Below are 11,340 nucleotides of genomic sequence, written 5' to 3'. Positions count from 1 at the left end.
CTTGGCGTCGTACACGAAAGAGGTGTTCGCTGCAGATCCAGTGTGGGGGCGAGCTTGCTCGCGATAGCGATTGAACAGGCGCCGAAAATCTCAGCCCTTGGGCCTGGCATGTGCCGCCAACCGCTCCAGCGCCGCCCGCAGGTTGGGATCGCTGATGCCGTCGGCGGTGGCTTGAATGGTCTCGGCGGCGTCGGTAGACAAGTCCAGCGTGTGCCCCTTGGCGCCGACCTGGACGGTGGGTGGTTGTACCTTGAACAGGATCCGCGTCAGGTTGGCGAATTCTTCGAACGCCTGGAGCTGGCGCAGCAGGCGTTTTTGCTGGTAGCGCAGACGCGTCGCCCAGTGGCCGTCGGTGACGATCAGTAACAAGTTGCCTTCGCGCCAGGACGCCACGTGGCAATGCTCGCGCGCGGCCGGTTGCAACTGGCTGTCCAGCAGGCGTTGCAGGTGGCCCAGGCGTCTGGCGTGGCCGAAGATGGCTTTCAGCGGCTTGGCTTCGCGCAGCAGAACGGCGGGTGCCTTGGCTGGAAGAGGGCGAAAGGCCATGAATGAATACCGCAAGTGACAGAGGCGCCATGGTAGCAGAAAGCGCCGGATGCGCCTCGACCCTCTCGCCCAGCGGCTTTTTGGTTGCACAATCAATGAGTAACTTCTGCGCCGGGTGGGTTGAAGTTCGCGCAAAAGCCCTTATTTTAAGCGAGCCCCGTCACAGCGCTGTGCCAGCATCGTGGAATAACGCCACTTTCCTCTCCATCGTTTCCGGGTAGAATGCTCGTTCGCATGCGGCCATGAGGGCTGCACGGGCGACTCACGGGGCCGCCCTCCATCCCTTTAGTGTGGAAGATCCTGCCGATATGTTTGCGCCTTTGTTAAAGAAACTTTTTGGAAGCAAGAACGAGCGTGAAGTCAAACGCATGCTCAAGACGGTACAGACTGTCAATGCCTTCGAAGAGCAAATGGTGGCCCTTTCGGACGATCAGTTACGCGCCAAGACTGCCGAATTCAAGGACCGCATTGCCAAGGGGGAAACCCTCGATCAGCTCCTGCCCGAAGCCTTCGCGGTCGCCCGTGAAGCCGGCAAGCGGATCATGGGCATGCGCCACTTTGACGTTCAGTTGATCGGCGGCATGACCTTGCACGAAGGCAAGATCGCCGAAATGCGTACCGGTGAGGGCAAGACTCTCGTGGCTACCTTGGGCGTGTACCTCAACGCGCTGTCCGGCAAGGGCGTACACGTGGTGACGGTCAACGATTACCTGGCCCGCCGCGACGCCAACTGGATGCGCCCGCTCTACGAATTCCTCGGCCTGAGCGTCGGCGTCGTCACGCCGTTCCAGCCGCCGGAAGAGAAGCGCGCCGCCTACGCCGCCGACATCACCTACGGCACCAACAACGAATTCGGTTTCGATTACCTGCGCGACAACATGGCGTTCAGCATGGAAGAAAAATTCCAGCGTGAACTCAACTTTGCCGTGATCGACGAAGTCGACTCCATCCTCATCGATGAAGCCCGTACCCCGCTGATCATTTCCGGTCAAGCCGAGGACAGCTCCAAGCTGTACATCGAGATCAACAAGCTGATCCCGCAGCTCAAGTTGCACGTCGAGGAAGTCGAAGGCGAAGTGACCCAGGCTGGGCACTACACCGTTGACGAGAAGACCCGTCAGGTCGAGCTCAACGAAGCGGGTCACCAGTTCGTCGAGGAAATGCTCACCCGCGTCGGCTTGCTGGCCGAAGGCGAGAGCTTGTACTCGGCCCACAACCTGGGCCTGCTGACCCACGTTTATGCTGGCCTGCGTGCGCACAAGCTGTTCCAACGCAACGTCGAGTACATCGTGCAGGACGGCCAGGTCGTATTGGTGGACGAACACACCGGCCGTACCATGCCGGGCCGTCGCCTGTCCGAAGGCCTGCACCAGGCCATCGAAGCCAAGGAAGGCCTGAATATCCAGGCCGAGAGCCAGACTCTGGCCTCGACCACCTTCCAGAACTATTTCCGCCTGTACAACAAGCTGTCCGGCATGACCGGTACCGCGGACACCGAAGCGTTCGAGTTCCACCAGATCTACGGCCTGCAAGTGATGGTGATTCCACCGAACAAGCCGCTGGCCCGTAAAGACTACAACGACCTGGTGTTCCTGACTGCCGATGAGAAATACGCGGCGATCATCAACGACATCAAGGAATGCATGACCCAGGGCCGTCCGATCCTGGTGGGTACCGCCACCATTGAGACCTCCGAGCACATGTCCGCCCTGCTCAACAAGGAAGGCATCGAGCACAAGGTCCTCAACGCCAAGTTCCACGAGAAGGAAGCCGAGATCATCGCCCAGGCCGGTCGCCCGGGTGCGCTGACCATCGCCACCAACATGGCTGGCCGTGGTACCGACATCCTGCTGGGCGGCAACTGGGAAGTGGAAGTCGCCAGCCTGGAGAGCCCGACCCCAGAGCAGATCGCGCAGATCAAGGCCGACTGGCAGAAACGTCACCAGCAGGTACTCGAGTCTGGCGGTTTGCAGGTGATCGCTTCCGAGCGTCACGAGTCGCGCCGTATCGACAACCAGTTGCGTGGCCGTGCCGGTCGCCAGGGCGACGCCGGTTCCAGCCGTTTCTACCTGTCCCTGGAAGACAGCCTGATGCGTATCTTCGCCTCTGACCGGGTGAAGAACTTCATGAAGGCCCTGGGCATGCAACCGGGCGAGGCGATCGAGCACCGGATGGTGACCAACGCCATCGAGAAAGCCCAACGCAAGGTCGAAGGCCGCAACTTCGATATCCGTAAGCAATTGCTCGAGTTCGACGACGTCAACAACGAACAGCGTAAAGTGATCTATCACATGCGTAACAGTTTGTTGGCCGCCGACAACATCGGTGAAACCATCGCCGATTTCCGCCAGGACGTGCTCAACGCCACCATCAGCGCCCACATCCCGCCGCAATCGTTGCCGGAGCAGTGGGATGTCGCCGGCCTGGAGGCCGCTCTGCAGAGCGACTTCGGCGTGGCATTGCCGATCCAGCAATGGCTCGACGAAGACGATCACCTGTATGAAGAAACCTTGCGCGAGAAACTGCTGGCCGAACTGATCGCCGCCTATAACGAGAAGGAAGACCAGGCCGGCGCCGAGGCGCTGCGCTCCTTCGAGAAGCAGATTGTGCTGCGAGTGCTGGACGACTTGTGGAAAGACCACCTGTCGACCATGGATCACTTGCGTCACGGTATCCATTTGCGCGGCTACGCCCAGAAGAACCCGAAGCAGGAGTACAAGCGCGAGTCCTACACGCTGTTCTCCGAATTGCTCGACTCGATCAAGCGCGACTCGATCCGTGTGCTGTCCCACGTTCAGGTCCGCCGCGAAGACCCGGCCGAGGAGGAAGCCCGCCTGCGTCAGGAAGCCGAAGCCCTGGCCGCGCGCATGCAGTTCGAACACGCCCAAGTCTCTGGCCTGGAAGCGGATGCCGAAGAGGGCGTCGATGTAGATGTCGCCCTGGCGGCCGCACCCGTGCGCAACGAGCCGAAGCTGGGCCGCAACGAACTGTGCTATTGCGGTTCGGGCAAGAAATACAAGCATTGCCACGGGCAGATCCAATAAACCCGTTTCATCGCTGAACGACCCGCGCCGCGACCGGTTAGTGGCCTGTGTGGCCAGTGCTGTTAGTCAACTTCTGCATCCGGAGTTGACTAACCGCACTGGCCACACAGGCCACCTTCCGTCGCGGCGTTTTGCCATTTTGATTCGCCGTTCCGATGAGGGCGGCGTCGATTTATCTACTAAGGAGCGCATTCATGGCTGTTGGTCTTGGTCCGTTGCCAACGTTGCACCCGGTTGCCGGTTTTGAACTCGGTATTGCTTCGGCGGGCATCAAGCGCCCCGGGCGCAAGGACGTCGTGGTCATGCGTTGCGCCGAAGGCTCGACGGTGGCAGGCGTCTTTACGCTCAACGCCTTTTGCGCAGCGCCGGTCATCCTGGCCAAGCAACGTGTGCAGGGGGCGGTACGTTACCTGCTGACCAACACCGGTAACGCCAATGCCGGCACTGGCGCGCCAGGCCTGGCCGCCGCCGAGCGCACCTGCGCCAAGCTGGCGGAACTGACAGGTGTAGAGGCCAACCAAGTACTGCCGTATTCCACCGGCGTGATCGGCGAGCCACTGCCGGTCGAGAAGATCGAAGGCGCGTTGCAGGCCGCCCTCGACGATCTGTCGGAAAACAACTGGGCTGCCGCCGCCACCGGCATCATGACCACTGACACGTTGCCCAAGGGCGCGAGCCGCCAGTTCGAGCATGATGGCGTGACCGTCACCGTGACCGGTATCAGCAAAGGCGCCGGCATGATCCGCCCGAACATGGCGACCATGCTCGGCTACATCGCCACCGACGCCAAAGTCTCGCGCCAAGTGCTGCAAGACCTGATGCTCGACGGTGCCAACAAATCGTTCAACCGCATCACCATCGACGGCGACACGTCCACCAACGACTGCTGCATGTTGATCGCCACCGGCAAGGCCAACCTGCCGCAGATCACCGAGGCCAGCGGCCCGATGTTCGCCGCTTTGAAGCAGGCTGTTTACGAAGTGTGCATGGACGTGGCTCAGGCCATCGTGCGTGACGGCGAAGGTGCGACCAAGTTCGTGACCGTGCAGGTCAACGGCGGTGGCAATCACCAGGAATGCCTGGATGTTGGCTACACCGTGGCCCACTCGCCGCTGATCAAGACCGCACTGTTTGCCTCCGACCCGAACTGGGGCCGGATCCTTGCCGCCGTTGGCCGTGCCGGCGTGCCTGAGTTGGACGTGAGCAAGATCGATGTGTTCCTCGGTGACGTCTGCATCGCCAGCCAAGGTGCCCGCGCTGCGACCTACACCGAAGCCCAGGGCGCGGCAGTGATGCAACAGGAAGAAATCAGCATCCGTATCGAACTGGGGCGTGGGGATTGCAGCGAAACCATCTGGACGACCGATTTGTCCCACGAGTACGTCAAGATCAACGCTGAGTACCGGACTTAAACCGAGCAAGCCCGCTCCCACAGGGGATTGGTGGTGTGAGCACTTTCTCAGTCACCCAGCAAATCTCCTGTGGGAACGGACTTGCGCTCGCGAAGGCGCCAGAACAGACAACCTCAGAACCATAAGAAAGGAGTCCACATGAGCCTGCACCTGATCATCGGCGACAAAGATCTCTCTTCCTGGTCCCTGCGCGGCGCGCTGGCCCTGGCGCTGACCGGCGCGAAGTACACCGAAGAGCTGGTCAGGCTTGACCAACCCGACACCCGCGAGAAGCTGCTCAAGTATTCGGCCACGGCCAAGGTCCCGTTGCTCAAGACCGAGTTTGGCGTGATCGCCGATTCCCTGGCGATTGCCGAATACCTGGCTGAACAGTTTCCGGATGCCAGTCTCTGGCCCAAGGATGTAGCCGCCCGGGCCCAGGCACGGTCGGCCTGTGCACAAATGCACAGCGGCTTTTTCGCCATCCGCAGCAACATGCCCTTTGACCTGCTACGCGATGCACCGTTGTCGCCCATGCCGGCTGACGTCCAGGTGGAAATCGAGCGGATGTTGGCGCTGTGGGCCGAATGCCGTGCCGCGGCGACCGAAACCGGTCCCTACCTGTTTGGCCGCGCGAGCCTGGCCGACGCATTTTTTGCCCCTGTTGCCGTGCGCTTGCGCACTTTCCAGGTGAAACTGTCGGAGGTCGATGAGGCCTACGTCGAAACCCTTTATCAATGGCCGGCGTTCAAGGCGTGGCAACAAGCTGGCCTGGAGGACACTGCGCGGTGAAACGAGTCCATGTGGCGGCAGCGGTCATCCGCGATGCCGCCGGTAGAATCCTGATCGCCCGACGGGCCGACACCCAGCACCAGGGCGGCTTGTGGGAGTTTCCTGGCGGTAAGGTCGAGGCCGACGAATCCGTCGAAACCGCCCTGGCCCGCGAACTTCACGAAGAGCTGGGCATTGTCGTCGACGCCGCTCGGCCGTTGATCAAGGTGCGTCACGATTACCCGGACAAACAGGTACTGCTGGATGTCTGGGAAGTCTCGGCGTTCACCGGCGAGCCCCACGGCGCCGAAGGTCAGCCGTTGGCCTGGGTGACGGCACGTGATCTGACGAACCATGAATTTCCGGCGGCCAATCAGCCGATCGTTGCGGCGGCTCGTTTGCCGGGTGAATACCTGATCACCCCTGAAGGCCTTGAGACGCCGGCCTTGCTGCGCGGCATGCAGAAGGCGATTGCCGGCGGGATCAAGTTGGTCCAGCTACGTGCCCCCAACGGTTACGACCCGCAATACCGCGATCTGGCGGTGGATGCGGCGGGGCTGTGTGCCGGCAAGGCCCAGCTGATGCTCAAGGGGCCGTTCGAATGGCTGGGGGATTTCCCTTCCGCTGGCTGGCACATCACCGCCGCGCAATTGCGCAAGCATGCAGCGGCCGGTCGACCGTTCGGCAAAGACCGCTGGTTGGCGGCCTCCTGCCATAACGCCGAAGAACTGACCCTGGCGCAGCAGATGGACGTGGATTTCGTGACACTCTCGCCGGTGCAACCGACCCAGACCCATCCCGACGCACAGCCGTTGGGGTGGGTAGAGGCAGCGCGGTTGATCGAGGGCTTCGATAGGCCGGTTTACCTATTGGGTGGGGTCGGGCCTGGCGAGCGGCAAAAAGCCTGGGAGGCCGGGGCGCAGGGTGTGGCGGGGATTCGGGCGTTTTGGCCTGAAGCTTGAAAATGGGGTGCACCAGCTGACGCCATCGCGAGCAGACTCGCTCCCACAGGGGGAGTGTGTGGCATCAATAGTGATCACACCGCAGCCTACTGTGGGAGCGAGCCTGCTCGCGATGGCGACCTGACAGGCAATACAGTTATCTGATCAATCCGCGGGCTTGGCCGCCGCCACCCATAGCACTTCCGCCACCCCCTGCCGCCGGGCAATGACCCGCGCGGCCACGAACAGCAGATCCGACAATCGATTGATATAGGCCAGCCCCGGCCCGGCCAGCGGTTCCATGGCGTTCAATTGCTGGCAACGCCGCTCGGCGCTGCGGGCCAGGCTGCGGCAGACATGGGCCTGGGCGATCAGCGCCGAGCCACCGGGCAGGATGAAGTTTTCCAGGGGGCCCAATTCCTCGTTCCACCCATCGATCGCCGCTTCCAGCCGCTCGATTTCCGCGACGTTCAAGGCCTGATAAGCCGGCATCGCCAGTTCCCCGCCGAGGTCGAACAGACGGTGCTGACAAGGCCCCAGCACGTCACTGACCTCCTTTAGCCCCGGATGTCGGGCCGTCTCAGTGGCGAGCCCGGCCAGCAATAAACCCAGCTGGCTATTCAGCGTATCCACTTCGCCGATGGCTTCGACCCGTGGGTGGTCCTTCGCCACGCGGCGACCATCGCCCAACCCGGTTTCACCTTTGTCGCCGGTGCGGGTGTAAATCTTCGACAGGCGAAAACCCATGCTCAGCGCTCCAGTTGTTTGTTTTCCTGCGGCACCATCGAAGTGCTCGCCAGGGGCAGGCGCAAGGTGAAGCAGGTGCCTTGACCCGGCGCCGACTGCACTTCCATCTGGCCCTTGTGGTTGTTGGTGATGATGAAATACGAGACCGAAAGCCCAAGGCCCGTGCCCTGGCCGATCTCCTTTGTGGTGAAGAAAGGCTCGAAGGTGCGTTTGCGCACGTTCTCGCTCATGCCGATGCCGTTGTCCTCGACCTGGATTTCCGCCCACGGAGGATTCAACCGCGTGCGCAGGATAATGCGCCCCGGTTCGCTGTCGTCCTGGCGTTGGTGGATCGCTTGGGCGGCGTTTTTCAGCAGGTTGAGCAGCACCTGTTCCAATTCGTTGGCCGTGCCAGGTACCGGGCCCAGGTTCGGGTCGAATTGACGAATGATCGCCTGGCCCTTGAAGTCGAAACCGATTGCCAGGTCGAAGTCGTTGCCGGCGATTTCCACCGCTTGGTCGATCAGCGCCGGCAGGTCGCAAGGCGCCATCTGCCGGGTGCTGCGACGACTGAAGCTGAGCATGTGGGTGACGATTTTCGCCGCCCGGGCGCCGGCCTGCTGGATGCCGTCGAGCAACTGCGGAATCTCCCGGCTCTGCAGGTAACGATTGACCACCGGCAGGTCGATGCCCAGTTGCTCGGCCTGTTCGAGGTTCTTGGGCAACTCCGGCGACAGGCGTCGGCGGATGTTCTGCACGTTGTGCAGGATCGCCCCCAGCGGGTTGTTGATTTCATGGGCCATGCCCGCCGCGAGACCGCCGACCGAGAGCATTTTCTCCGATTGCACCATCATTTCTTCCAGCGACAGGCGCTGGGTGATGTCATCGATCCGGATGACCACGCCACGCCCGGCGCCGCCCATCAGTGGGTAGAAGGTGAGGGCGTAATGCCGGGCTTCGTCGTCCTTGGTCCAGGTGACGCGTTCGATCTTGGCCACCGTGTGTTGCTCGACGGTCTGCTTGAGCTGGGGCAGATAGGGTTTGAGCGGTTCGAAGGCGAGGAAAATCGGCTGGTTCAGCGCCTCGTCCAGCCGGGTGCCGGAGAGAGCGCTGGCTTCCTGGTTCCATTGGGTGACGTAGAGTTGCTCGTCGAGGGCGATCAGCGCCGACGGCATGGAGTCGATGATGCTGTTGAGGTAGTTCTGAAAGCCGGTGAGCTTTTTCTCGATCTTGCTGCGCACCTGGACTTCCAGCTCCAGCTTGCGATTGGTATGACGGGTTTCTTCCGCCAGGCCCTGGGCCTGGTCGTAGGCGGCCTGGGAGTCGTCCCGTGCACGTTTGAGTTGCTGCTCCCGGGCTTCGATCCGCGACAACATGGTATTGAACGCCTCGGCCAGGCTGCCGATCTCGTCGTGGTTGCCGCGTGCGGCACGCAGGGCATAGTTCTCTTCACGGGTGACTTGGCGTGACAGTTCTTCAAGTTGATGGATCGGCTGGGTGATCAGGCGCTTGATCTGGCGGGCAATGATCAGCCACAGCAACACGCTGAAAATCAGGATGCCGAGGCTGGCGGTCAGGGTGCCGGTGTAGAACGCGGTCGGCAACTCGCTGCTGGCCACCAGTAGCAGATGGCCGGGCGCCGTGCCGGGACGGGGCAGGGTAATGACTTGGTTGCTGCGAAATTCGCCCGCCTGCCAGGCTTGTATGTTGCGGTATTGGTCCGGCAGCTTGAGCTTTTCGCCCTGTTGCAGTTGTGCCAGGCGTTCGCCCTGGCCGTCGTACAGTGCCGCCGCCCGTAGCGGTGCGTAGCTGTTGAGCTCATCGAGCAGGCGTTGGGCACTTTGTGGCGAACGCAGGGCGTCGGAGATCAGGCTCGGATTGGCCACCAGCCGGCCAATGGTCTGCAGGGCCTGGGGCGCCATGCTTTCCTGGGAGATATAGTAGGCGGCGCTGATAAAGGTCAGGTTGGCCACCAGCAGGACGGTGGTCAGCAACACCAACAGGGCGGCCAGCAGTTTCTGGCCGACCGGGAGGTTTTCAAGGTGCTGGCGCAATGGCATCAGACTCGTCGCTAAAAAGGAACACGAGGGCCAGCGTAGCCGCTGCTCAGTCGCTGGGCAATCCGAGGTTGTGCAAGTGGACAATCAGTCGCTGACGCAGTTGTTCCAGGTGCGGCACGGTCAGCTCATGGCGTTGGGCGATCTTGCAGGCATAACCGAGCAAGTAGCTGATTTCAGTGCGGCGCCGATTGGCGACATCCTGGTACATCGAGGAGTAATTGGCGGCCGTGGCCTGGATCACCCGTTCGACTTCCGGCTGCAAATCTTCGGCCGCCGCGGGCTGGCCGCAACGTTTGAGCAGGTCGGTGAGCTCCGCGCACAGGGTCGCCACTTCGCAGCGGTGTTCCTGCAAACCGCCGTTCTTGCAGTGATGCAGCACGGTCAGCGGGTTGATTGCGCAGTTGAGCGCCAGCTTGCGCCAGAGCCGGGTGAGGATGTCGGCGCTCCATTCGTGGGGAATGCCGGCAGCGGTCAGGTCGTCGAGCCAGAACGGCGCCACTGGGTGAGCTGCGTCGCCCAGCCAGGTGTAGCCGTGGCCGGCGAACACCACGCGCCAGTCACCGTCGCGGAACGCGCCTTCGGTGCTGGAGGCGCTGACGCATCGGGCTTGGGGCACGCAATTGGCCACCGCGTCCTGGCTGCCGAGGCCGTTCTGCAGCAGGATCAGTTCCGATTCGGCGTCCAGGCGGTGGGCCACCGAGGCCACGGCGGCTTCCGCGTCGTAGGCTTTGCAGGCCAACAACAGGCGCCTGATCGGCGCCTGGCTGTCCGCCGTTTCGCCGGGTATGGGGTAACACTGCGCCTGGCCCTGTTCCACCAGCGTCAGGCCGCCGGCGCTGCGGTAGGCCTGCAAGCGGGCTTCGTTGCGCAGCACCAGCCGCACCGGCAACCCGGCCCGGGCCAGGCGCGTGGCCCACAACGTGCCGAGACTGCCGGCCCCCAGGACATGCCAGGTGGTGGGCATCAGTTTTTTACTCGGATTGGCGCAGGCATCTGAGGGCTCGCAGTGTCGACAGGAAAAGAGCCGTTATAATGAGCCCGATTTTAACCACAAGCCAAGCGCGCGCCGTTGATACTGGCGCGCCTTTTATTTGGAGAACACTACATGCCGTCATTCGACGTGGTATCCGAACTGGACAAACACGAAGTCACCAACGCGGTTGAAAACGCCGTCAAGGAACTCGACCGTCGTTATGACCTCAAGGGCAAGGGCAGTTTCGAGTTCAAGGAAAAAGACCTGACCGTGAACCTGACCGCCGAGGCCGATTTCCAGCTCGAGGCGATGATCGAGATCCTCAAGCTGGCGCTGGTCAAGCGCAAGATCGACGTGCAGTGCCTTGAGGTCAAGGACGCCTATGCCTCCGGCAAGCTGATGAAACAGGAAGCCGTGCTCAAGGAAGGTATCGACAAGGAACTGGCGAAGAAGATCGTGGCTCATATCAAGGACGCCAAGCTCAAGGTGCAAGCCGCCATCCAAGGCGAGCAGGTGAGGGTCACCGGCAAAAAGCGTGACGACTTGCAGGAAGCCATTGCGGCCCTGCGCGGCAAGGAATTCGGCATGCCGCTGCAATTCAATAATTTCCGCGACTGATACTTCGGTTGTATGGAAATTCTGTGACGGGGGGCTTGTGTAGGAGCTGCCGAAGGCTGCGATCTTTTGATCTTTTGATTGTTCGCTTGAGACTCAAGTGTCTGGGGGAGGATCGCAGCCTCGTTGCACTCGACAGCTCCTACACAGCTCCTTGTATCTCGACTATCGCTCCGACAGAAGCGATAGTTCTCGACTGATCATCGAGGGAGGGACTTGGAAGCCGTACAGCTCCTTAGGCTTTTTGCCTGTGATGTAGATAGTGCTCCAGCC

At 61.7% G+C, this 11,340-nt stretch carries 9 protein-coding genes; 5 read left to right on the top strand and 4 right to left on the bottom strand.

All coding sequences use genetic code 11. The annotated features are described in order from the left end of the window. Positions 1-90: 90 nt before the first annotated feature. Positions 91-546: a DUF721 domain-containing protein gene (locus tag AACY31_RS23245; protein ID WP_339475570.1), complete on the bottom strand. Its 456-nt coding sequence runs from the start codon at positions 544-546 to the stop codon at positions 91-93. A gap of 308 nt (positions 547-854) precedes the next feature. On the opposite strand from AACY31_RS23245, the gene secA reads away from it, so the two are divergent. From secA to AACY31_RS23225, 4 genes are all read left to right on the top strand, one after another. Then, entirely contained in the window at positions 855-3,590 is a 2,736-nt protein-coding gene (secA, locus tag AACY31_RS23240; RefSeq protein ID WP_339475567.1) for a preprotein translocase subunit SecA, read from the top strand. A gap of 194 nt (positions 3,591-3,784) precedes the next feature. Beyond that, the gene (gene argJ, locus AACY31_RS23235; protein ID WP_339475565.1) at positions 3,785-5,002 is read left to right on the top strand and encodes a bifunctional glutamate N-acetyltransferase/amino-acid acetyltransferase ArgJ; all 1,218 of its coding nucleotides are present in this window, start codon (positions 3,785-3,787) and stop codon (positions 5,000-5,002) included. A 138-nt stretch (positions 5,003-5,140) separates the two neighbouring features. Further along, positions 5,141-5,773, top strand: a complete 633-nt coding sequence (locus AACY31_RS23230; protein ID WP_339475563.1) for a glutathione S-transferase family protein — start codon at positions 5,141-5,143, stop codon at positions 5,771-5,773. Beyond that, the gene (locus tag AACY31_RS23225) at positions 5,770-6,714 is read left to right on the top strand and encodes a Nudix family hydrolase (protein ID WP_339492047.1); all 945 of its coding nucleotides are present in this window, start codon (positions 5,770-5,772) and stop codon (positions 6,712-6,714) included. The genes AACY31_RS23230 and AACY31_RS23225 overlap by 4 nt, the downstream gene beginning before the upstream one ends. 144 nt (positions 6,715-6,858) lie before the next feature. Here the strand turns inward: AACY31_RS23225 and AACY31_RS23220 are convergent, their stop codons facing one another. Genes AACY31_RS23220 through AACY31_RS23210 form a run of 3 tightly spaced genes read right to left on the bottom strand, consistent with a single transcriptional unit; the run spans position 6,859 to position 10,443 of the window. Then, positions 6,859-7,440 carry a cob(I)yrinic acid a,c-diamide adenosyltransferase gene (locus AACY31_RS23220; RefSeq protein WP_339505130.1) on the bottom strand — a complete coding sequence of 194 codons (582 nt, stop codon included), beginning with the start codon at positions 7,438-7,440 and terminating at the stop codon, positions 6,859-6,861. 2 nt (positions 7,441-7,442) lie between these two features. Then, positions 7,443-9,479 carry a sensor histidine kinase gene (locus AACY31_RS23215; RefSeq protein ID WP_339505129.1) on the bottom strand — a complete coding sequence of 679 codons (2,037 nt, stop codon included), beginning with the start codon at positions 9,477-9,479 and terminating at the stop codon, positions 7,443-7,445. Positions 9,480-9,525: 46 nt separating this feature from the next. Next, a complete protein-coding gene (locus AACY31_RS23210; protein WP_339475557.1) occupies positions 9,526-10,443 on the bottom strand; it encodes a putative 2-dehydropantoate 2-reductase in 918 nt (305 codons plus the stop codon). Between the two features lie 141 nt (positions 10,444-10,584). On the opposite strand from AACY31_RS23210, the gene AACY31_RS23205 reads away from it, so the two are divergent. Beyond that, complete coding sequence (locus tag AACY31_RS23205) at positions 10,585-11,070, top strand: YajQ family cyclic di-GMP-binding protein (protein WP_003205057.1); 486 nt, start codon at positions 10,585-10,587, stop codon at positions 11,068-11,070. Positions 11,071-11,340: the final 270 nt, after the last annotated feature.

The organism is Pseudomonas sp. RL_105y_Pfl2_101 (genome assembly GCF_963970585.1).
Classification (GTDB): Bacteria; Pseudomonadota; Gammaproteobacteria; order Pseudomonadales; family Pseudomonadaceae; genus Aquipseudomonas.
The sequence above is the reverse complement of the archived record's forward strand: the minus strand, read 5'-3'. Positions and strand labels throughout refer to the sequence as shown.

Bases quoted from the DNA above. Each gene is read 5' to 3' on its own strand.
- AACY31_RS23245 (WP_339475570.1), bottom strand. From the start codon at position 546: ATGGCCTTTCGCCCTCTTCCAGCCAAGGCACCCGCCGTTCTGCTGCGC.
- secA (WP_339475567.1), top strand. From the start codon at position 855: ATGTTTGCGCCTTTGTTAAAGAAACTTTTTGGAAGCAAGAACGAGCGT.
- argJ (WP_339475565.1), top strand. From the start codon at position 3,785: ATGGCTGTTGGTCTTGGTCCGTTGCCAACGTTGCACCCGGTTGCCGGT.
- AACY31_RS23230 (WP_339475563.1), top strand. From the start codon at position 5,141: ATGAGCCTGCACCTGATCATCGGCGACAAAGATCTCTCTTCCTGGTCC.
- AACY31_RS23220 (WP_339505130.1), bottom strand. From the start codon at position 7,440: ATGGGTTTTCGCCTGTCGAAGATTTACACCCGCACCGGCGACAAAGGT.
- AACY31_RS23215 (WP_339505129.1), bottom strand. From the start codon at position 9,479: ATGCCATTGCGCCAGCACCTTGAAAACCTCCCGGTCGGCCAGAAACTG.
- AACY31_RS23210 (WP_339475557.1), bottom strand. From the start codon at position 10,443: ATGCCCACCACCTGGCATGTCCTGGGGGCCGGCAGTCTCGGCACGTTG.
- AACY31_RS23205 (WP_003205057.1), top strand. From the start codon at position 10,585: ATGCCGTCATTCGACGTGGTATCCGAACTGGACAAACACGAAGTCACC.